This is a genomic window from Paenibacillus antri (genome assembly GCF_005765165.1).
GTDB lineage: Bacteria > Bacillota > Bacilli > Paenibacillales > YIM-B00363 > Paenibacillus_AE > Paenibacillus_AE antri.
Genome location: NZ_VCIW01000001.1, coordinates 196,541 through 219,294, shown reverse-complemented (window position 1 = coordinate 219,294; position 22,754 = coordinate 196,541). Strand labels below are relative to the sequence as shown.

The following is a 22,754-nucleotide window of genomic DNA, read 5'->3' as shown; positions in this document are numbered from 1 at the left end:
TTGTCGATTAATCAGCCAACTGCATATCGGCCCATTTCGCCTGATCGTCGCCGTCGCCAATCCACATGATTTGCCCCCAGTCGTCGGGGCCGTCGTTGTCCGTCGATAAAATCGTCATGCCAACGATCGTGCCGCCGGCGGGAGCGAAGGGAGTCGTCTGCAGCGAGCTCCAAGGGATCGCCACTTCCATTGTATACGCGCCGCCGTCGATGGATGAACCGACGATCGTATCCGTTATCGGGTACTCCAGTACACCTGCGTCGTTTCCTTGACGTATGTAAGCGTGAGGCGCGCCGTCGGTGCCGCTCGGAGAGAGCATGACGGCATAATCGCCGCTTAGGTATTGCGACCCTGTCTTGTCGTGATTTATATCCAAGAAAAGCATGGTCGCATCGGATAAATACATGCGATTAGCGTTTTCCGTGAAATTGAGAACATCGTCTTCCCGCTGCTCCAGCAAATACAAGTACTGACGGTCCCATTGCACGCGATACCGCGACCGAAGGTCGGCCGCCGACGTTTGGCTCCCCCATATTTTCCCGTACCGACTCACCGCGACAGAGGTCGTCGACACTTCGATTTCGGATGCCCCGTCCCACTCGCCCGGGTCGATTCGGCCGTCCGCAACGATCGAATCCGGAGCTGCGGTTGCCGTATAAACCGGTTCTTGCCAAGCGAACTCCACAGGGATCTCGTAGGTTTGGGTGCCGCTGCCGACGGTAAATCTCAACGGTTGGTCGAACATGCCGGACGGCGTGTCGGGGTTCGCGCCGATCGTTACCGTAATCACCTTCGTCTCGTTCGGTTCAAGGAGAAACGAAGGTGGCGAGACTGTAACGGGATTCGCGATAAACATCGTGCCCGAAACGTCTACCTTGGTCAATAACGCGCCGTGGCCGGTTTCTTTATGACTGTCCCCGATTTTGACGAAGAACTCGCGGTTTTCGTTCAGAAAGCCGTCTACCGGATATGATCGACTCTTTCGGTTCGATCCGTCCGTGACAAGATTCGGCTCCGCGTCCACGACGGTCCAGTTCACGCCGTCGGAAGATAGCGAAACCTCGAATTGGTTTTCGATTTGGAGCGTAAGCGTCGGCTGCATCGCTCCAAGCGCGACCGGCAGGCGGTATACGAAGTAGTTCGAGACGTCCGCGTATCGGAATAAGCCGGGATTGACGCCGGATCCATGATCCTCCGTGAGGTACTCCGATTCTCCGGACGTTGCCGGAACGAAGGAGACAAGCGATTGAACGGTGTCGATCGGCGCCGCCTGAGTGTGCACAGTCTGCGCGGCGCCGGTCCGGTTCGCAACCGAAAGCGAGACAGTCTTCGACTCGCCTGCCTTGACCCGAAGCGGTGCGCTAGGGTTGCTCTGAATGTGCAGCGGCGGCAACGGAGCCTCGTACCGGAACGTAATGCCGTAGATCGCCGCGCCCCACCCGTCTTGCTTCGATCCGTCCTCGAGCTTCAAATAAAGGTCTCCCTCAGAGGAGGCGTAAGGAACCGGATCGACGGCGAACTTGCCCCGGTTGGTGACGTCATGAATGTCCGCATCGAACATGTCGAACGAGTTTAAAATTTCCGTCCATTGCGTCGCGTCCGGCGAAGCGCTGACGACGAAGTTGTTCGCGAGCTCAAGGAACAGCTCCGCGTCCGGACGATCGTTGACATTCAGTTTGAGCACCATCTCGCCGGTGGCGTCGACGAATCGCATGTGCTCGAGCGTTCCGTTCGGTCCGGTGACGGAGTAGATGTACGGCAGGTCCAACCCTTTATTGTTGAACGGTATGGAGAGCTCCTGCAGTTCCATTCTAGCGGAATCTTCGATAGGGGGCTTCGACCAATGGATGGCGACACGCACGCCCGTTGGGTCGTGCATGTGTCCGACGAGCAGCGTCCGGCTCGAGTTATCCCATTCCCATTGAACGTTCACGGTTTGTCCCTCGGCGGATTCGGCCGTTACACCGACGGGGTAGCGCTGGTCGGAGCCGAGTCTTGCGATAGCCCGTGCATCCGCTGGTCCTTCTACGACATAGGACGTCAACTCCATCGCTTCTTGCTTCTCGATGACTTCTCCGTTAACGAACAGCAGACTCGGTTTCGTCTTAATCATCTTGGAGATATCGAGAAGCAGCGCGGAAGAGTATGGAAGCAGCTCGGCCTTCGAGACGACCGACAGCCTTGAATCGTACAGGTCTAAATAATTGCCGTGGACGATTGCGGGCTGTGACAACGCTTGAATGGATATATACGGACCTCTGCGGGCGATCATTGTGTTAGATTCCATGTATACGTGGCCGCCTTTCCCTAACGCATATCGGCTCAGCTGCCGAATAAGCTCTGCCGAGCGAGCGCTGGAGGCGAAGTAGGAGGGCTCGACGCCGAACACGACAACGCTTCCCGCGCCGATATTTTGCTCGAAAGCGACGGTGCGGTCGTTGTAGGTGTACAACGGGACGACGCCCTCCGGTGTATAAGCGGTGAGGCGGTATCTCCCCGGCACGGTCAGCGATTCCGAGCCGGCGATGGAGGCACCGTCAGGCGCCGGCGTAAGGGCTGCGCTCCCGCCGGCGACGCCGAGAAGCGTCTCGCTTCCGGCCTGAACCCCGAGCTCCAGCCGTTGCCACAAATCCTCCTGCGGCGAAGCAAAACCGTTAGTCTTCCACCAACCGTCCGCTTCTTGATATGGGTTATATCCCCCTAAATATAAAAGCACGCCGCCGCTCTTGACCCAATCCGAGATGACCCGATTGGTTTCTTCTTTGACCGGCTTCCAGTTGTCATAGCTTAGGATCAAGAGGCGTGTATCCTTCAAGGCTTCCTTCGAGATTCTTTCGACCGGAAGCATCCGTAACGGGATCCCGCGTTCCACCAACGGGACGGAAGGGCCGACGACGGACTCCATGCCGGCTCTCGGCCCCGAGCTGTTCTGCCAAGTGAGCGTATCCGAGACGAGCATCGAGATCCCCTGCGACCCGGCCAGCACATCCGTCGGCATTCCGTACATTGACTTCAGCGCTTCGAAGACGTTCATCTGAATCGACTTATACTGCAACGGCGCGGGCGCGAAGGCGCGAACCGACCAAGGAAGCACTTGGAATTGTTGAAAGCCCGGTTGCAGCAACTGTGCCGAAACGGTGGTCTTATAAGCGTACTCCAGCTCCTGCCAATCGAACGCAGCGTTATCCGCGGCCGGATCGGCCAAGGCGTATAAATCCTTCCCGTCCCGATCCGTCTTGAGCGAGGAGAGAGAGGAGTATTCCAAGTAAGCCGATTCGAACAGCCGCTCTTGGCTTTGACCTGCGTATGTAATCGGATATTTCGCGGTATCCGACCAGGTCTGGCCGATAAAGCCGTCCACGTTCGGCAGATCGTACAGTTCCGCATTCAATGCGACGATCCCGTAATTGTTATAATTGACCGTACTATGGGAGGCGACAAGCACCTCGACTTTGGGGTAGCGTTGTTTAATTTTCGTGGAAATCTCGTCGATCGAGCGCTTATACAGATATGATTTCAGCTGTTCGCTCTTGAAGCCTGCGGCAAGAGAGCTTTGAGGGTCTTCCCATGGCGAGCCGTAATAGTCGGCCCATTCCCGTTTGAAAGCATCGGAATACCCGGCTCCATTCCAAAATTCGGGCTCTTCGAAGACGACGCGCCGCGCGCCTGCATCGATCGTTCTGCGTGCGAACTCGAATACATACTCGTTCCACTCTCGGGTCGGTACGACGTATCCGGTGCCGGGCGTCGGATGCATGTATGGATTCCCGGAGCGGTCGAGCTGCACTTCATCTTGGTGGGAGCGCCCGTCATATCGGCCTTGCGCGTAGTCGCCGTGCCAGTCGTGGCTGATAGAGAGCATCGTGTCGACCTGGTAGCCCTTGTCCAACCATGATCGTACAAGCTGTTCCGACGAATCGAGCGTCATCGGGAACACCATCACGGCATCCGTTTGAATGTCGTGCGCCGGGTCATACCCCGCGTTCGTCTGGAACGTCGTTCGAATGACTTCGGCGCGTTCCGCCGGCGGCCCCGCCGAGGCGATCGTCGGAATCGCTGAGCCTACGCTCATACTGACCGCCAGGCTAAGCGAAAACCATCTTTTCATCATCAAAATCCCCTCCCTGGAAAAGGTGATAAAAGCGTTTACAGACTAAATACTATTTGTAATATGACAATATGTCAATTATAAAAAGGTTAAAGTATAATTATAAATAATATGTTACAAAAACACTCCTGAAGCGCCTAAAGTGCCGCGGGTATTGATGGTAAAGCGCCAGAGCAACTTAGGACTCGGGTCTGCGAAAAATCCTTAAGGCTATGTACCCAGACATCTAAATAACTGAATCTCCATGAGACCATTAGGTCCACTTATCTTTTCGGATTTCAATTGGCTATTCATATTATGAGAGGTTATAATTCAGACATGATAGTTTATGACATGACATTATAAGATAGGACGGTTATCCATGAGCGACAAGAAGAAACCCCAATACCAGACGATCATCGACGACATCCTGGGCAGAATCCGGGACAGGGCGCTGAAGCCCGGAGATAAAATTCCGACTGATCATGAATTAATGGAAATATACGGAGTGAGTCGAATTACGGTAACCCGCGCAATCAACGAATTGGTGCAGCGAGGCATCGTTTATCGGGTGAAAAAGCGCGGCAGTTTCATTCGCGAGCCGATGGAGCAGCCGGCACCCGGAGAACAATTACCGCTCGGCAAGCTGCCGATCTTATCCGTCGTGCTTCCTTTCGACGAACGGTACGGTTACGACATCTTGCGTGGCGTCGAGCAGACATGCCGGGAATCGGGTTATTATATGACCTTCCATTGCTCCGGCAACGAGCCCGAGAAAGAGAGAGAAATCTTGATGCGGCTGCAGCAGGACGGCGTGTCCGGCATCATCGTGTACCCGCATGCGGGTCCCGAGAACATAGGAGTCTACAGCGACATGTTGATTCGGGACATTCCCTTCGTGCTGATCGATAGGCAAATCGAGGGGATCGAATCCGCAAGCGTGCTGACGGACAATTCCGCCGGCATGTACGGCGTCGTCTCGCACTTAGTCGAATTGGGCCACCAGCGGATCGCCTATGTGGGTCTCGATCCCCAGGAGACGGGGTCCGTCAAGGAACGGTTCAAGGGGTATTGCCAGGCGTTAATCGACGGCGGGATCCCGCTGCGGCGGGAGTACATCGTCGACGCACGGCGCGTCGACGCTCCAATCATTGGCACGGAATGGCCGGAGCTTGCGCAGCGGCTGTTGGGAGAACTGCTTGCGCTACCGGAGCCGCCGACCGCGATCGCTGCGGTGAACGACGTGACTGCGGTCCAATTTATGAAAGCGGCGGCGGTCGCCGACGTTCCCGTCCCGGGCCGACTTTCGATTACGGGATTCGACAATTTGCCGTTTTGCGAGCATCTGGAGGTGCCGTTGACGACGGTCGAACAGCAATTTTTCGAATTCGGAAGCCAAGCCGCGAGGATGATCATCGACGGAAGCTGGAAGCGCGACGGAGGGCTTATGACGAAACGGCTGACGACCCGATTGATTGTACGGAAATCCTCCGCGCCGCCATTCTAAAGATATGTCATTAATCATCCTTATTGACATGTCAATAAGGGCGGCAATATAATGTGACGTAACGGCCAATCAAGGAGGAGTCCATTTTGAAACCAAGAAAGACGTATCACTTTATCTCGCATACGCATTGGGATCGGGAGTGGTATCTGACGTTCGAGCAGTTCCGTTATCGTCTCGCACATTTAATCGACAACCTGTTGGATTTGCTGGACCGGGAGTCTGATTTCAAGTACTTCCACCTCGACGGCCAAACGATCGTGCTTGAGGATTATTACGCGCTGCGGCCGGAGCGGCGGGAACGGCTGGAGCAGTACATCCGATCCGGCCGAATTCTCGTCGGTCCATGGTATCAGCAAAACGATCTGTTCCTGACGAGCGGGGAATCGACCGTACGCAATTTGATGGAAGGGATCCGGACGTCCCGAGCGCTCGGAGGGGAGATGAAGGTCGGTTATTTGCCGGATCACTTCGGCCTCGCGGGGCAGATGCCGCAGTTGTTCCGACAAGCCGGCATCGACAATTGCATCTTCGGAAGAGGCTTAGATATCGAGAGTCATGAAAGCCCTTTCGTTAAATGGAGAAGCCCCGACGGCTCCGAGGTCGCCGGCATGCTGTTGTATTACTGGTACAACAGCGCGCAGCGGCTTCCGAATGACGAGGCCATCCTCCGTTTGGTGTTCGAAGGCTTAAGAGAACGGGAGGAGAAAATCAACCCGTCGGGACATTACGCGATGATGAACGGAGTCGATCACTTGGAGGCGCAATACGATTTGCCCGAGGTGTTGGAAAAGCTCCGGAAGATGTATGGCGAGGAGGCGGAGTTCGTACACGACACGCTGCCGAATTACGCGGCGGCCGTTAAGGCATACATGGAGTCTCTTCCCCCGGAACAAGTCGAAGTCGTTCATGGCGAATTACGAGAATGCTTCGAGTATTCGATTTTGGCGGGGACGCTTTCCAGCCGGGTATATCTCAAACAGGCGAACTTGAGGTGCCACGACTTGTTGGAAAAGTGGGTCGAGCCTTTATCCGCATGGACCGAGCTATTGGACCTCGACGAATACGATGCCGGCGCGATCGATTATTTATGGAGGGCGTACATGGAGTGTCATCCCCATGACAGTATTTGCGGCTGCAGCCAGGACGCCGTTCACGACCATATGATGGACCGGTTCCGCCGGGTCGAAGAGCTATCCGGCGAGGTCCTCGACAGGAAGCTAAACATCCTCTCGTCGGCCGTGTCCGCGGAAGGCTGCGACGCGGCGGATCACCTGTTGTTCGTAATGAATACTTCGCAGCTTGCGAGCGGCGGAACGATTCGGACGAACGTCGACTTCCTGGCCGAGGACGAGGTGTCGACTTTCGCGATCGAAGATCCGGACGGCCGGGAAGTTCCTTACCGCATCGTCTCCGCGGAGCGCCTGCGGCGCCAAGTGTTAAGTCCGATTAACTTGCCCGGGGTGATCGACGTACATCGATACGTCGTCGAATGGAAGCCGTGCGTGCCTGCCTTGGGATATGCCGCTTACCGCCTGCGCCCGAACGCGACGGGGCGCGTCGTCATCGATCGCCCGCTGCCCGCCCGGCCGACGTTGGAGAACGAACGCCTCCTCGTCGAAGTGCGGCCGGACGGTACGTTCGATGTGACGGAGAAGTCGACCGGCGCCGTGCTCCGGGGGCAAGGGCGCTTTCAGGACGCCGGCGATCGAGGGGATTTGTATGTGTTCGGGCAGGTGCCCGGGGAATCCGCTCTCGTCTGGTCCGGCCCGGTAGAATACATGCGCCGGACGAAAAACGAATTGTACGAGGAGTGTGTCTACCGGTTCGATTGGGCGCTTCCGGTTTCCTTGAGCCCCGATCTCGAGAGTCGATCCGCCGGACGAGTCGTCTGTTCGTTCGAGGTGACTCTTCGACTGGATCGGGACGCTTCGGAAATTTCCATGCGCATCGACGTTTGCAATCGAGCCAAGGATCACCGCATCAGGGTGCTTTTCCCGACGAACGGGACGTCTGAGGTCGTCTTAGCGGGCGGGCAGTTCGACGTCGCGGAGCGCGCTTGGAACGAGGGCGCGGGCTGGAAGAGGGACGCGAACTCGCAGCCGTTCTGGAAATGGTTCGCGACTTCCGCTAACGGCATCGGGACGGCGGTTTTCGCGAAGGGGCTGCACGAATACGAGATGATCGACGTAGGTACGGTCGCAAGCGTCACGCTGCTGCGCTGCGTGGAGACGATCCATCTTCGCGAACCGATCCCCATGCAAGAGGATCGGCAGCCGAAGGGGCAATGTCTCGGCAGCTGGACGTTCGAGTTGGCCGTTCGTCCGTTCGTTCCCGGCGAAGTCGCGCCTGCGACGCTTTACCGCGAGGCGGAGCGATTCCATCAGGGACTGATGACGAAGCAACGGCCGATCGCGGAGTCCCGTTGGAAGCGGGGCAGACCTTGGGTGCAGGACGGAATGAATGGCGGGGTCTTCCCGGATCGCGACCCCAATGCGGGCAAGCCGAGATTGGCGCGAAGAGGCAGTTTTATGCGGCTCGAGGGGGACGCGCTTTTATCCGCGGTGAAGCGAGCGGCGGACGGTAGGGATGTCGTTGTTCGGATGTATAACGTCGGTCGCCGAGAGACGGACGTCACTATCGGCTTCCCGGTACCGACGACCGGGATGTCGGAATGCAATTTCTTGGAGGAGCCGTACGAAGGCGCGAAGGCGACGGAAACGGCGACGATCGGAGCAAAGAAGATCGTGACGTTCCGGGTGGCGAAGAGATAGCACTAATGAAATGTCATAAAGTAAATTAAAAATATTTTTTTGCCGTTTTTCAATAATATGCATTGACATAAAGTGGATCCCGTCGCTAATATCATGCTAAAGAGATAAAATAATAATAATATGTAATGTCATAAAAGAATGGAGGTGAATCTTGTTTTATTCTTTTTCATCGGAATTCATTTTCGGGGAAGGGGTGTTCGAAATCTATGAATCCACGAATTCAAAAGAATCGGCGACTCGGGACGACGTTGTTGGCGATGATGGCATTCATCCTCGCGATCAGCGGGTTCGCAGGCGCCGCGGCAGCAGCGGAGCCCGTTAGGGAGGGCGGAGATGAAATCATGTATTTCGATTTGAAAGCGTTTTTACAAACGCAACCGAATTCGCAACTCGCTTACGATTATTTGAAATTGGCCACGGCGCTGCAGGGCATCGTCAATCGGGATGCGCCGAAATTATATTACCGGTACGAATCGAACAGCATCGCGAAGTCGGCGGGCGTGGACATCGACGAGTTTTGGTTCTCGGAGCTGCGCAAGGAGGGCGAGTTGCTGTCCGGCAAAGCCGTGACGGTCGCGACGAGCTTCGACCAGCTGCTCGATTCGTTCGCGCCGTCGTACGCCGGAGTCGTCGTATGGGACTCGAATGTGCCGGCGACGTCGAACGTGGCATCGACCGCCGCGGGCGTCGAGAACTTGCTTCCGGTTCGTTACGACGCGAACGTCGGCAGTCCATACGACCTGCTGGTCCGGCAGCGCGCGCTTCCGGTAGTCCTTGATCTTGTAGGTAAATTTACGGGAGAAGGCGAAATTCCGGATATCGGGGAACCGTCGACCGGAAGCGCGAAGAACGATGCGTACCGTTGGGCGAAGGCGAAGTATCTCGACGCCGGGCGAACGAACCCGACGATGCTAGCGTACGCGTTGGACGGCATCTCTTGGGATTTCGACGCCGCCGCCAAGCCGCTGAACGCGCAATGGGTGTCCGCTGCGCTGCCGAAGCGAATGAAAGCGGGCTCCAGCGTAGACGTCAGCGTCACTGTGAAAAACAACGGCACGACTGCATGGTCCTACGCCGCCAACGACCGGTTCGGCACGACGGGAGACACGGCGAACCAGTTCGTATGGTCGAATTTGAACGGCGGGTATTCCGTCTCCTCGGACAATCAGCGGGTGTTCCTGAATTCCGGAGAGGCGGTGCAGCCGGGGGCGGAGCGTACATTCCGCTTTACGATGATCGCGCCCGCGTCGCCCGGTACGTATACCTTCAGCGCCCAGATGGTTCGCGACGGCGTCGCGTATTACGGAACCGGCCTTCGGAGAAGCGTCGAGGTCGTGGCGGACGACGTGCTTGAGACGCCGGCCGACGAGCCCCTCGTCGACGGAACGTACGTGTATCCGGATTTGTTCAACTCGATGCTGCCGAATGCGGATTATTTGATTTCGAACAAGGCGTTTTTCTTCGATCTGAGTCCGGATGAACGCAGCCTTCCGAACGACGATCGGTCTCAGCCGCTAGGCACCGATTTTCATACGCTGCGGGACATTTTGCGGGCGCAGAACGCGCTCGCCGGAGAGCGAATCATCACGATCGGCGGCTTCGTGCCGTGGTGGATCAAATATACGACGCACGCCGATCCGCAGGCCCGCCTGCATCCGGTCGCCGCGGAGTGGAAGTTCGCGGACGAAATTTCGAAATACAATGCGCAGAAGGATGCGGACGCTTACGGTCTCGTCGGGCTGTCGAACGCTTCGGTGTTCCGGCACGTACCGCTGAAGACGCTCGTGCAGCCGAACGACAAGGGCGAAAACGGCAAGACGTACGACCCAGATAAAAAGTACATCGCATTTTATATGGGCGACTACGATGCCGGCGCATGGACGGCAGGCGCGCTGCCGGTGCTGTGGAACGATCCGAAGCGCGGAGAGCTGCCGCTCGCATGGGCGCCGGTGCCCGGATTGTCGGCTCGCGTGCCGCAAGTATTCAATTATTTGTACGCGACGGCGACGCCGAACGATTATTTCGTTGCGGGGGATAACGGAGCGGGGTACTTGAATCCGATGATGCTGCTCGAGGAAAACCGTCCCGACGGGCTGCCCGATTTCCTGCACGTCTGGGAGGAATATAACCGGCAGCAGTACGAACGCCACGATTTGGACATTACCGGGTTCTTGATCAGCGGAAACAGCGGCAGCGTCAACCGCGAGGTCCAGGAAGCTTATAGCCGCTTCTCGCCGTCCGGCGTCGGCAATAACGCCGGCTTCGAGGAGCCGATCGTGAACGGCACGCCGTTCGTGACGGTGGAGGATGTCCCGCTGGGCCCGATTTCGACCGATTCCGCGGCGTTGGCTCGCGTATTGGGCGACCGTCTGCAAAAAAATCAGCAATTCTCGATGTTCCGCACGATCCTGTTCAAGCCGTCGACGATCGTGGACGCGGTCGAGCTTACGAAGGCGAACCATCCCGACGTCGAGTTCGAAATCGTAGATCCGTACACGTACTTCCGTTTCTATAAGGAAGCGAGAGCGTGGGAGGCGGCGAGCCGCGTCTACGATGCGGCGGAGGCCGCGGCGGCGGTCGACGTCGACGGCGTCGCTGCCCCGGGCGAGTGGGATGGCGCAGGTACGATCGAGGTCGGAGCGGAGTCTGAGGACGTGAAGGAATACGGCACCGTCTGGGGCCATGCCGGGGAACTGCAGTCGAAGTACAAATTGAAGTGGGACGCCGAAAACTTATACATTCTGGAGGAACGCACGGACGAACGATTCCAGTTTACCGAAACCGGCGCGCAGATGTACTTGTCCGACGCGTCGATGCTGTTCCTGGATTTGAACGGCCGGAAGTTCGGTACGGTGTACGAAGCCGGGGATTACGCCATTTTGTTCACGCCGAGCGGCCCTGACGGGCAGCCGCACGTGTTTCTTCGCGAGGGACGGGACGGCGGCGCCGCAGAATATCAGCTGTCGGCGGGAACTGCGGCCTCGACGGTCGGCGAGACGTCGTTCGTGTTCGAAGCGGCGATACCGTGGAGCGCGCTGCAACAGGTGCCGTTCGCGCCGGAGGACGGTAAGACGATCGGCATGTCCGTTCTCGCCACGCACGGCCCGGATTCCTGGGGACAGATCATGTGGGCGGGCAACGGCGACGATCAAGCGAAGTGGGCGAAGCTGCGATTCGTCGCGGCTCCCGCGCCGAGCGCACCGACCGGGCTCGCGGCGCTCGACGTCACGAAGACGTCGATTACGGTCGGTTGGACGGCCGCGCCGGCGTCCGAAGGCGTCGTCGTATACGAGGTCCGGCTCGACGGAGCCGTCGTCGGCACGGTCGCCGCGCCGGCGACCACGTTCGCGATTGAAGGGCTGAAGAAGGATACGCCGTATGCGATTACGGTTATTGCGAAGCGAGCCTCGGGGGCGTCTGCGGAGAGCGAGCCGCTAACGGTCGCGACGGACCACGATAACGGCATCGGCACCGGCAATAACAACGGGAACGGGAGAGACGGCCCATGAGCGGAAACGCGCAACATCGCAAAACCGTACGGTGGGGCATTCTAGGCTGCGCTCAAATCGCGGTCAACGCCATCATTCCCGCGCTGCAGGCGGCGCGGGAGGCGGAGATCGCCGCCGTCGCGAGCCGCGACGAGGCGAAGGCGCGAAGCGTCGCGGAGCGCTTCGGCATACCGAAGGCGTACGGCGGCTACGAGGCGCTGCTCGCCGATCCCGAAATCGACGCCGTCTATATCCCGCTGCCGAACCATCTGCATCTGGAATGGACGGTGAAGGCGGCCGAAGCGGGCAAACACGTCCTCTGCGAGAAGCCGTTCGCGATGAACGCCGCGGAGGCGGAGGCGATGGCGGAGGCTTGCGGAAGGAACGGCGTCAAGCTGGCGGAGGCATTCATGTATCGCTATCATCCGCGTTACGATCTGGTGCGCGATATCGTTCGATCCGGCGAAATCGGGGATATTCGAGGCGTGCAGGTCGCCTTTACGTTCCAGATCGAGGACGTCGGCGTCGAAGGCAACATTCGCATGGACGGAAAGCTCGGCGGAGGTGCCATCTATGACGTCGGATGCTACACGGTCAGCGGGGCGCGTCTCGTCTTGGGCGCCGAACCGGAGGCGGCGACGGCGATCGCGACGTACCTGGAGACGGATCCAGACGTGGATATGATGGTATCCGGATTGCTCGAATTCCCGGGAGGCATCGGTTTATCGTTCCAGTGCGGCATGTCCGCGGAATTACGAAACTCGCTCCAAATCGCGGGAACGAAAGGACGGATCGACATTCCGGAGGCATACGTGCCGTCTCCGGAATCGGCGGATTTCTTCGTCGTGACGAAGGGGGAACGGCGGAAGGTCGTCGTTCCGGTCGTCGACGCGTACGAACTGCAAGTCGCGGAGTTTTCCCGTTGCATTCTCGAAGATGCGCCGACCCGGTTCGATCCCGCGGACGCCGTCCGCAACATGGCCGTTCTTGATGCGGTGCGCGCCTCGGCTAAGGAGCGAAGAAGAGTGTCGTTGTAAGGCGGAACGGGGTTGACAAGTCTGAGGAGCGAGGGGATTTCGATGTTGGAACCAGTCGTTCAAGCGGGGGCGTTCACGGAGACGGACCGCTTTATTTTCGAATCGTGGGGATACCTTATCATTCGCGACGTGCTCTCGAAGGAAGAAGTGAAGGAATGTCTAGAGGCTTCCATTCGCGTTCATCAAGCCGCCGGCACCGAAGGTTGGGCGCAGGTCGGGCGCGGGTACGAGACGGAGCCGGCGCTCGAGCGGCTCATCGACCATCCGGCGGTTCTCCCGAAGGTGCGCGGGCTGTACGGGGACCGCTTCATCCTGCAGTCGAGCTGGAACACGAAGCAGCCCGCCTTCGGCGCCAACGGCGGCTGGCATCAAGACGGATCGGGCGCGTACGATTTCAAGCTGCTCGGTTACCCGATTCCGCTTCTGCAGCTGCGGGCGTCGTTCCTGTTAACGGATCAGCTCGCCCCGCGAACGGGCAATATGGAGATGGTCCCGGGCAGCCACCGCAGCCTCGCGCCGCTGCCGGCGGAGCTCCGAAAAAACGGGGGCAGCCCGCCGAACAGCCATATCGTCTGCGCGCCGGCCGGCTCGGTACTGCTGTTCCATAACGCGGTGTGGCATCGGACGTACGCTCACGACGGCGATTACGACCGGTACACGGCCCACTACATATATAGCCCGCCTTGGGTGGCGCCTTCGGATCGGTTCGAAAACAATCCGGAATTTATGGCCCGAACGACGCCGCTGCGACGCGCATTGATGGGCGACTTCGAGCGGCCGGAAAGTCCGTACGGACTCGGATACCAGACACCGCCGTTCGATCCGGCGTAAGGAAAGCGGGAACGAATCGCCTTGCCTGTCGATGCTTGCCGTAGGTAAGGCGGTTCATCCGTTCGGAGGGTCGAGACGGTGAAGGGAGGGATCGGATGCGTACGGGAACGCCGTGTATGATCGCACTTCGCGATTGGGAGGCGAAAAGCTTTTATCCGCATGTCCCCCACCTGGGGAACAGCATGGAAACGGGCGGCGAGCTGCTCGGCGTCACGGACTGGATACCGGCCGAAGTGCCCGGAAGCATACAGCGCGATCTGCATCGAGCGGGGTGGATCGAGGATCCGTACTTCGGCATGAACAGCTTGAAGAGCGAATGGGTCGAAAACCGGTGGTGGATGTATCGATCGTTTTTCGAGCTGGAGCTTTCGGAGGGCGAACGCGCATATGCGACGCTGCGGGGGATCGATTACAAAGGGCATGTGTACCTCAATCAGACGTACCTTGGCGTACACGAAGGCATGTTCGAGCCGGCGTCCTATCCGGTGACGGAGCTGCTCCGGCGGGGGCGCAACGAGCTGACCGTGTTGCTCGAGCACGCCCCCGACGAAATGGGGCAGATCGGATATACGTCCCGGACGAAGACGCAGAAAAGCCGCTTCTCGTACAAATGGGATTTCACGACGCGGATTGTCCCGCTAGGGCTGTGGGACGACGTCGCGATCGAAATTACCCGCGGGGCGAGGATCCGAGATGTGCAGGTGCGGCCTTTCCTCAAGGCCGGCGTCGGCGAGGTTTTCGTCCGCGTGAATGCCGATGCGGAATCGCCTAGCGCCGTCGTTGCATGTCGTGTAACGCTATATGGAGGAGAGGCGACGGAAGCGGGCATTGCCGCCACAGCTGTCGCTCCGGCTGTACGAAACTGTATCCGAGACGAGGGAGAACATTCGTTCGAATGCGCCCTTCGATTGGAGAGGCCGAAGCTTTGGTATCCCAACGGTTCGGGGAGCCAGCCGCTCTATCGGGTTCGCGTCGAGCTGCTGCAAGAGGACGGCATAGTGTCCGACGCATGGCACGGCCGAACCGGCTTTCGGCAGCTGGAGTGGACGGACAACGCGGACGCGCCGGAAGGGGCGCTGCCTTATGCGCTTCGCGTCAACGGCCAGGCCGTATACATCAAGGGCGTCAACCTGACGCCGCTCGATGCGCTCTATGGTACGGTCGACAGGGAGCGCTACGAACGGGTCGTGCGCTGGTTGAAGCGGGCGAACGTCAACCTCGTCCGGGTGTGGGGCGGAGGCTTGATCGAAAAAGAAGTCTTCTACGATTGCTGCGACGAAGCGGGCATTCTCATATGGCAAGAATTCATACAATCCAGCTCCGGCATCGACAATATTCCGTCGAAGGACGAAGGATTTCTCGGCTTGCTGGAACGGACGGCGATTCACGCGCTGAAGACGAAACGCAACCACGTGAGCTTAGGCTGTTGGAGCGGCGGGAACGAGCTGACGAATGCGGATGGCGTCCCCGTTGCCGACGAGGACGCCAACATCGCGATGCTGAAGCGCTTGGTCGAACGTTACGATCCCGGACGGCGATTTTTTCCGTCCTCGGCGTCCGGGCCGAACGAGTTTTTACGTATCGAAGAGCCCGGGCGCAACCATGACGTGCACGGACCTTGGAAATACGGCGGGCCGACGGGACATTATACGGTTTACAACGCATCCGATAGCTTGCTGCACAGCGAATTCGGCGCGGATGGCTGCTGCGCGTACGCATCGATGGCGCGGTTTTTGCCGAGCCGGGATCTCGTCGTGACCTCGATGAAAGAGAACGCGACGTGGAGGCATCACGGAGAATGGTGGTGCACCCTCGATCGGGACCGAGAACTATTCGGGCCGTTCGCGTCGCTGTCGCAATTCGTGCGCGCCAGTCAGTGGACGCAGGCGGAAGCGATTCGCTATGCGCTCGAGGCGAACCGGCGCAGGAAGTTCCGCAATAGCGGCAGCATCGTCTGGCAGTTCAACGAGCCGTTCCCGAACGCCTCGTGCACCAGCTTGGTCGATTATTACGGGCATCCCAAGATGGCTTATTACGCCATGCTTCGTTCCTATGCGCCGAAGCATGCCTCGCTGCGATACGAAAGCTTGCTTCAGCGGGCGGGGGGGACGTTCCGCGCGGACGTCTATCTCCACAACAGCCTAGAGGCGGGGGAGCTCGAATGGAAAGCTGCCTGCTTCGACGCAGGCGGGGTCGTTTTCACAGAAGAGGGAGGGGCGGCGAACGCGTCGCAGAGCAGCAGCATCTTGGCAGGCACGCTCGCAGCCGAGCTGCCGGAGACGCTGCGAGGCGTCTTCGCCGTTCGTCTGCAGGTCGAGCGGCAGGAGCCGGAGACGTACGTGTTTTCCGTCGAGGAGGAGGCTCCGTTCGCCGAGATGCTGCGAGCTCCGGTAGCCATTCTGCGGTGGACGATGAAGGATCGGGAGGCGAGGGAAGGGCAAGCGTACGAACGATACGAGGTGGAAAATGCGGGAGCGTCCGTAGCATGGTACGTGGAAGCGCAAGCGGACGGGGGAACGATCGCCCTGTTCTCGCCGCAGCAATTCGCAGTGCTGTTGCCGGGAGAACGCCGAATATTCGAGTTGTCTTACGAAGCACGGACAGGCGAACGACCGGAGATCGCTTTTCGATGTTGGAATTCAGGCGAAACTCCTTATTGACATACCAAATGACTAAAGATTATATTATTTATACCATATGGTAAGAAGGAAGGTTTTTCTTTTCGATCGGTTTGAATGCGTTTCCAAGACGTCGCGCGAGGTGGAGTCTCATGTCAAAGCAGCTCATTCTGAAAACGGATGCCCCGCCCGCGCCGCGTTCAGGCGTCCGCCGCATCCGAAGCTCCGTGTTTTACCGCAGGCATAAGGATGCGATCGTAGCCTCCGTCATCTTGGGTCCGATGCTGATTTGGTGGCTCGTCGTGTCGGGTTTCCCGACGTTATTTGGATTTTTCCTAGGATTCTTCGAATGGATCGGCGTGACGAACGCTCCCAAATTTATCGGATTTAAAAACTACGTTCGTTTCTTTCAAGATTCAGTCTATTACTTGGCGTTATGGAGAGCGATTTGGATCGGCTTGCTCGTAACGGGGCTAACGATCGTCGGCGGCTTCGCCGTCGCTTTGCTGATGAACTTGCCGCTGGCCGGCAAGGGTCTCTACCGGACGATGTGGTACATCCCCGTTGTGACGTCGGTGGTAGCCACGACCCAAATTTTCAACATCTTCCTGGACGCGAACAACGGCGTCATCAACAACATTCTTAAGAGCCTCGGGAAGGAGCCGATCCTGTGGCAATATTCGGTCGGTTGGGGCGTATTCTGGATCGTCGTTTATTCGATTTGGAAGGGAATCGGCGGCACGGCGCTCATCTGGCTGGCAGGCCTGCAGTCCGTGGATCCGGTCATGTACGAAGCGGCAGCGATCGACGGAGCGAACCGCCGGCAGCAATTTTGGCACGTGACGATTCCGGGCATCAAGCCGATCGCCACCTTTGTCGTCATTACAGGTTTAATCGGGGCGGTTCAGATTTACGAGCAAGTCATCTTTATCACGGGCGGAGGGCCCTTCGGACAAACCGAGGTGCTTGTGTATCGCATTTTGCGCGACGGCTTCTTCGACTTTAATTTAGGGATGGCCGGCGCTTCCTCGGTCGTCTTGGCCGCCGTCGTGTTTATCTTTACGGTCGTTTACTTCCGGTACGCGACGGAGAACGAACGGAACGAACGGAAGAAGGCGAAGGGAGGGAGAACCGCATGAGCCGGCAATGGCGGCCGATCCATGTATTCGGGCATGTCGTCCTCTTCTTCGGGGGGCTTGCGCTCGTATATCCGATTCTCTTCATGGTGATGACGGGCTTCATGACGGCAGAGGAGTACGCCGGCACCGTCATCGGACCGTTCCCGATCGCGAAAGATCCGACGATCGAGAATTTCATGACGCTCGTCGGGGGAGCCGGCGATCCGCTAGTACGGCTCTACTTTTTGAACTCCATCCTGCGCACGGCGTACGGGCTGGTATGGGCCGTGCTGACGGCGTTTCTCGGCGGATACGTCTTCTCCCGTCTGAAGTTCCGCGGAAGGGATACGCTGTTCCTCGTGCTTCTGGCGACGCAGATGGTGCCGCCCGTGGTGGCGATTATCCCGACGTTCATCGAGTTCGCCAGATGGCCGCTCGCCGGAGGCAACTACATTTTCACGGGCGGAGAAGGCATCTTGGACTCGTGGTGGGTGTACTTGGTCGGCGGTCCCGCCATTAACATCATGGGCACTTTCCTTGTGAAGCAATCGTTGGAGAAGGTTCCGTTCGAGCTGGACGAAGCGGCGAAAATCGACGGGGCAGGCACGTTCCGCATTATCTTCCAAATTTTAATGCCGCTGCAGTTCCCGATCTTGGCGTTCATCGCAATTACGACGTCCCAGGCGATTTGGAACGACTGGGCGACGCCGTTCTTCTTCACGACGAGCAACGAGCTGCAGACGCTACCCGCCGCAATCTCGCGGATGTCGTCGCTCGCGCAAAATCCGATGGGATTGCCGAATTATCCGTTGATGATCACGTTGGGTCTCGGCATCACGATTCCGATGCTGCTTATTTTCTTCTTCTTCCAACGCTACATCGTGCAGGGACTGGCGAACACCGGAATCAAAGGCTAATAAATTCCAAAAAATATATTCTATATGATTATGATGATGTTTGCGCTTTGAGTGTAACCACAATATGGAAGGGGTTTCTATATGCGGTTAAATAAGAAATGGATTTTATCATTTTTATCGGTCTTTGCATTCGTTACCGTTGTTGCTTGCTCCGGAGGCGGGGGCGACGGCGCCGATCCGGCCGCCGGCGATCCGGCCCCCGCGGAGATGCCCGCGAAAGAAACGAAGGAAGAGCCCGCCGCGGGCGAAGCGGAGCCGGAGAAGATCGCCGACATCGTCATCAATGTGAATGGTGCGGATAACGTGGCTGGCACAGGCGACGTAGACGACCAAATTAAAGCCCGCGAAGCGGACATCAAGAAGGCGACGGATCCGATGCCGAAGGATCAGTTGGCGCCGCTCGATATCGCGAAGGCGGTCAACCAGAAGCTGGCCGATCAAGGCTATAACTTGCTTCAAGAGGATTGGGGCTGGTCCGAGCCGCTTGTGCAAAAGCAAACGGCCGCGTTCATCGCGAAATCGACGCCGGACGTCATCACCGGCGAAACGCAATCCCCGGGTTACGCGGCACAGGGGTTGCTGGAGCCGTTCCCGGATTGGCTCGCGGAGAAAGTTCGCAACGAGGTCGTCGAAGGCGCTTGGAAACCGATGGAGTACGGCGGGAAGATTTACGGCGTAGCCTTCCAGCCAGGCGTATCGATCCTGTTTTGGAACAAGGACGTGTTTCGCAAAGCGGGTCTCGATCCCGAGAAGGGGCCGACGACTTGGGACGAAATGCTGGAGATGTCGAAGCAAATCACCGAAGCCGGCAAAGGCGAATATTGGGGCGGCGTTATCTACGCGGGGCCGAATAACGGCGGTTACCTCCGCGCCGGCATCTACCCGCTTATCAACGGCGGCGGCTTCGTAGACGAGAACAACCATCCGATATTCAACCATGAAAAGAACGTCGCGGCGTTTCAATTCCTGCGTGATTTGAATCAATACGCGCCGAAGGGCGTCATGGCCAACACGGGCGAAGGCGCTTATTGGGATCCTGTCAACAAGGGGCAGGTCGGCATCTGGGCGGAAGGTCCGTGGATGGTCTCCACTTGCGCGTCTCTGAACTTGGATTGCGGCACGGGACCGCTGCCGTTGTCCGAAGGCGGCCAGCAAGCCAATATTACGATCGGAGCGGCGTTCGCTTCCGTTCCGATCTACGCGAAGAACAAAGAGGGCGGCTTTAAATTCATCGAAGCGATGCTTAGCGAGGACGTGCAGCAAATCATCGCAGACGCCGGCGTACGCCCGCCTGTGCTGAAGAGCATCGGCGAGAGCGAAGCATACAAAACAGCGCATCCTGAAATTTACAAATTCTACGAAGCGATGGCCGGCAACGTCAAGGGCTTGCCGACGTTCGCGAAAGATAACACGCGTGCATGGCAAATCTACGGCGAGGCGATGTCCCGTACCCTCATGACGAACGAAGACGTCAAGTCGATCCTCGACGGCGCTCAGCAAAAGGTAGAAGCGCTCTTGAAATAAGGATAAGGAACCGGCAGGGAATCCCAGCGGCAGTCGAACAGTCGTTCCATTGGACTGATCGACTGCCGTAACTCGCTAACGAGGTGAATCATGACGAAAGCAACCGGTGAAATCAAGAAGGTGTATGTCGTGTCGCATACCCACTGGGATCGGGAATGGTATCAGGATTTTCAAGGCTACCGGGTGCGGCTGGTTTATTTGATCGACGAGCTGCTCGAAGTAATGGAAAGCGACCCGGGGTACCGTTACTTCATGATGGACGGCCAGACGATCGTTATCGACGATTACTTGGAAATTCGTCCGGAAAACCGCGATCGACTCCTGAAGCTCATTCGAGAGGGGCGAATTCGCGTAGGACCTTGGTATGTGATGCCTGACGAGTTTCTGGTCAGCGGCGAATCGCTGATCCGGAATTTGTCGACCGGCTTCCGGCGCGCCCGCAGCTGGGGCATCGAGCCGATGAAGTCAGGGTACGTCACGGACATCTTCGGCCACAACAGCCAGCTTCCTCAGCTCCTGCAAGGCTTCGGCATCGACAACGCGGTGCTGTTCCGCGGTTTCCGCGGCGACGCCGACGCCTCAGAGATGATTTGGGAAGGAGCGGACGGAAGCCGCGTGCTAGGGTTAAAGCTGGACGAGGACCGCTCCTATGGCGATTTTTACTTTTTCCTTCGGTGGCCTTTCGCGGAGCGCGGTTTCGCTTACGACGCCAAGGAGCTGATCGAGCGCGCGCAAACCATGCTGAAGTACAAATCGGTCCGAGCGACGACGGACTTGGCGCTCGGGCTTGACGGCGTCGATCATATCGAGGTCGAGCCTCGGCTTCCTTGGATGTTGCAGACGTTGAACGAGGCGGAGCAGCTGGGCGGCGTCGAATTCATACATACGCATCTTGAGCATTATCTTGAGGATATGCGGAAGCGGGTGCGGGACGTCGCGGTGCTCCGAGGCGAGCAGCGCTCTCCGGGATACTCTGGCGTCAACAATTGGCTGATGAATAACGTCTTGTCCTCCCGGATTCACCTTAAGCAACGAAATTACGATTGCGAGTCGACGCTCGAACGATGGGCAGAGCCATGGGGCGTCTTCGCCGCCTTGGAGGGACGGCCTTATCCCAAGGCGTTCTTCGACCGCGCGTGGGAACATCTCCTTCAAAATCATCCCCACGACTCCATCTGCGGTTGTTCGATCGATCAGGTGCACCGGGATATGATCTATCGCTTCGACCAGTCCAAGCTGATCGCGGAACGCATGATCGAAGAGCAGCTCCGCTACGTCTCAAATCATCTGAGTGCTAGCGGCGCTCCCGGCGAACGAGTGCTGACGCTGTTTAACGCGTCCGCTTCGGAGACGAACGGCGTCGTCGAGACGGAGTTCGCCTTGCCGACCGGCGTCGCCGGCGTCGCGACGGGATTGATGGGTACGTTGTTCCGCATCTTCGATGCCGACCGCCGGGAGATTCCCTATCAGCTGTTGGAGCTAATGAGGAACAGCGTGCAGAAACGCAGACCTTACCGGGACATTCCGCACGCCGATGCCGTCGACCGGTACCGGATCGCTCTGCCGGCGCGAATTCCCGCATACGGGTACGCATCCTATACGGTGGAGCTCGTGCAGCACGAAGGGCCGGGCCCCGGGGAATACGACGCTCCGCGCATGAGGAAGCCGGTCCGGTATCCGGGCACGATGCAGGTGAACGCGAATGCATGGGAGAACGAGCGGATTCGGCTCGAAGTGTATTCGAACGGCTCGATCCGGATTCACGACCGCGAGACCGGACGGGATTTCGGTCCGTTGCTTTTGTTCGAGGACGAGGCGGACATCGGGGAAGGCTGGAACCACGTTAGTCCGGTGACGAACGGCGTGTTCCGCACGACGGGGAATGCGGCGGATATTTCTACCGTCTTCGACGGGCCGTACATGACTCGAATCGAAATTCGGCTGACCTGGCGCCTTCCGAAGTCGATCGAAGCCGGCGGGACGAGGAGGCATAACGAGTTCGTAGAGCTTCCGATCGTCACCCGGATCGACCTGAAAAAGGATGATCCGGCGCTCGTCTGCCGGACGACGATCGATAACCGGGCGCGGGATCATCGGTTGAAGGTTCTGTTCGCGACGGGGCTTCGGACGGACGCGTACTACACGAGCACGCCGTTCGACTTCGTGCGGCGGAGCGTGAAGCGCCTGGATTATTCGGATTATATGGAAAAGGCGCGAGACGAGGTTCCCCACAACGGCATCGTCGCTCTAGCGGACGACCGTTCCGGTCTCGCCGTCTACAGCAAAGGATTGTACGAGGTCGCCGTGCGGAGCGACACGGAACGGACCGTCGCCTTGACATTATTCCGAAGCACGGGCCAGGAAGTGTTGAGCGACGGAAGCGACGGCGGGCAGCTGCTCCGCGAGCTGACGTTCGATTATGTGATTCGCCCGTTCGCAATGGACGAATCGTTCCCGGGTCGCTCGTTCCAAGAGCATCATGCTTTCGTCTGCGGCATCCGTTCCGTCGACCGGCCGATGGACCGCGCCTGCTTCGAGACGCCGCACCGGCGGAAGAATGCGGACCTGCCGCTCGCGAAGTCGTTCCTCTCGTCGAGCAATCCGAACGTACTCGTCAGCGCAGTCAAAGCTGCGGAGGATCGACCGGGACAATATGTCGTTCGCGTATGGAACGCCGCCGACAGGTCCGAGGAGGGAACGCTGTCTTTCGATAAGCCGCTGCGCTCGGCGATGCTCGTCGATTTGGACGAACGACCGCTATCGGATGCGGCGTTCGCGGAGCGAAGCGTGCCGATATCACTGAAGTCGAAGCAGATCGCGACGATCACCGTACAATTCGATATCTGATATGCATTG

11 protein-coding genes are annotated in these 22,754 nt (G+C 58.3%); 10 read left to right on the top strand and 1 reads right to left on the bottom strand.

From position 1 onward, the window contains the following. Positions 1 to 7 precede the first annotated feature (7 nt). On the bottom strand, positions 8 to 4,111 hold the full coding sequence (locus FE782_RS00775) for a sugar-binding protein (RefSeq protein WP_138191518.1): 4,104 nt from the start codon (positions 4,109 to 4,111) through the stop codon (positions 8 to 10). A gap of 358 nt (positions 4,112 to 4,469) precedes the next feature. Between FE782_RS00775 and FE782_RS00770 the strand changes: the two genes are divergently transcribed. The 10 genes from FE782_RS00770 to FE782_RS00725 all read left to right on the top strand — a co-directional run bounded on the left by FE782_RS00770 (position 4,470) and on the right by FE782_RS00725 (position 22,745). Then, positions 4,470 to 5,594 carry a GntR family transcriptional regulator gene (locus FE782_RS00770; RefSeq protein WP_138191516.1) on the top strand — a complete coding sequence of 375 codons (1,125 nt, stop codon included), beginning with the start codon at positions 4,470 to 4,472 and terminating at the stop codon, positions 5,592 to 5,594. Positions 5,595 to 5,680: 86 nt separating this feature from the next. After that, on the top strand, positions 5,681 to 8,365 hold the full coding sequence (locus FE782_RS00765) for a glycoside hydrolase family 38 N-terminal domain-containing protein (RefSeq protein WP_138191514.1): 2,685 nt from the start codon (positions 5,681 to 5,683) through the stop codon (positions 8,363 to 8,365). Between the two features lie 206 nt (positions 8,366 to 8,571). Further along, positions 8,572 to 11,874, top strand: coding sequence for a fibronectin type III domain-containing protein (locus tag FE782_RS00760; RefSeq protein ID WP_138191512.1), 3,303 nt, complete (start codon positions 8,572 to 8,574; stop codon positions 11,872 to 11,874). Next, the gene (locus FE782_RS00755; protein WP_138191510.1) at positions 11,871 to 12,890 is read left to right on the top strand and encodes a Gfo/Idh/MocA family protein; all 1,020 of its coding nucleotides are present in this window, start codon (positions 11,871 to 11,873) and stop codon (positions 12,888 to 12,890) included. Before FE782_RS00760 ends, FE782_RS00755 begins: the two co-directional genes overlap by 4 nt. 42 nt (positions 12,891 to 12,932) lie before the next feature. After that, positions 12,933 to 13,721, top strand: a complete 789-nt coding sequence (locus tag FE782_RS00750) for a phytanoyl-CoA dioxygenase family protein (RefSeq protein WP_138191508.1) — start codon at positions 12,933 to 12,935, stop codon at positions 13,719 to 13,721. Positions 13,722 to 13,816: 95 nt separating this feature from the next. Continuing rightward, positions 13,817 to 16,381, top strand: coding sequence for a glycoside hydrolase family 2 protein (locus FE782_RS00745; RefSeq protein ID WP_138191506.1), 2,565 nt, complete (start codon positions 13,817 to 13,819; stop codon positions 16,379 to 16,381). Positions 16,382 to 16,491: 110 nt separating this feature from the next. After that, positions 16,492 to 17,478, top strand: coding sequence for a carbohydrate ABC transporter permease (locus FE782_RS00740; RefSeq protein ID WP_138191504.1), 987 nt, complete (start codon positions 16,492 to 16,494; stop codon positions 17,476 to 17,478). Continuing rightward, on the top strand, positions 17,475 to 18,374 hold the full coding sequence (locus tag FE782_RS00735) for a carbohydrate ABC transporter permease (protein ID WP_138191502.1): 900 nt from the start codon (positions 17,475 to 17,477) through the stop codon (positions 18,372 to 18,374). The genes FE782_RS00740 and FE782_RS00735 overlap by 4 nt, the downstream gene beginning before the upstream one ends. Before the next feature lie 81 nt (positions 18,375 to 18,455). Then, on the top strand, positions 18,456 to 19,898 hold the full coding sequence (locus FE782_RS00730) for an extracellular solute-binding protein (protein ID WP_138191500.1): 1,443 nt from the start codon (positions 18,456 to 18,458) through the stop codon (positions 19,896 to 19,898). A 90-nt stretch (positions 19,899 to 19,988) separates the two neighbouring features. Further along, on the top strand, positions 19,989 to 22,745 hold the full coding sequence (locus tag FE782_RS00725) for an alpha-mannosidase (RefSeq protein ID WP_138191498.1): 2,757 nt from the start codon (positions 19,989 to 19,991) through the stop codon (positions 22,743 to 22,745). The last annotated feature ends 9 nt before the right edge of the window (positions 22,746 to 22,754 follow it).

What these genes read in the sequence shown, in the direction of transcription:
- FE782_RS00775 (WP_138191518.1), bottom strand. Translation starts at nt 4,111, where the DNA reads ATGATGAAAAGATGGTTTTCGCTTAGCCTGGCGGTCAGTATGAGCGTA.
- FE782_RS00760 (WP_138191512.1), top strand. Translation starts at nt 8,572, where the DNA reads ATGAATCCACGAATTCAAAAGAATCGGCGACTCGGGACGACGTTGTTG.
- FE782_RS00730 (WP_138191500.1), top strand. Translation starts at nt 18,456, where the DNA reads ATGCGGTTAAATAAGAAATGGATTTTATCATTTTTATCGGTCTTTGCA.
- FE782_RS00740 (WP_138191504.1), top strand. Translation starts at nt 16,492, where the DNA reads ATGTCAAAGCAGCTCATTCTGAAAACGGATGCCCCGCCCGCGCCGCGT.
- FE782_RS00725 (WP_138191498.1), top strand. Translation starts at nt 19,989, where the DNA reads ATGACGAAAGCAACCGGTGAAATCAAGAAGGTGTATGTCGTGTCGCAT.
- FE782_RS00755 (WP_138191510.1), top strand. Translation starts at nt 11,871, where the DNA reads ATGAGCGGAAACGCGCAACATCGCAAAACCGTACGGTGGGGCATTCTA.
- FE782_RS00770 (WP_138191516.1), top strand. Translation starts at nt 4,470, where the DNA reads ATGAGCGACAAGAAGAAACCCCAATACCAGACGATCATCGACGACATC.
- FE782_RS00735 (WP_138191502.1), top strand. Translation starts at nt 17,475, where the DNA reads ATGAGCCGGCAATGGCGGCCGATCCATGTATTCGGGCATGTCGTCCTC.
- FE782_RS00750 (WP_138191508.1), top strand. Translation starts at nt 12,933, where the DNA reads ATGTTGGAACCAGTCGTTCAAGCGGGGGCGTTCACGGAGACGGACCGC.
- FE782_RS00745 (WP_138191506.1), top strand. Translation starts at nt 13,817, where the DNA reads ATGCGTACGGGAACGCCGTGTATGATCGCACTTCGCGATTGGGAGGCG.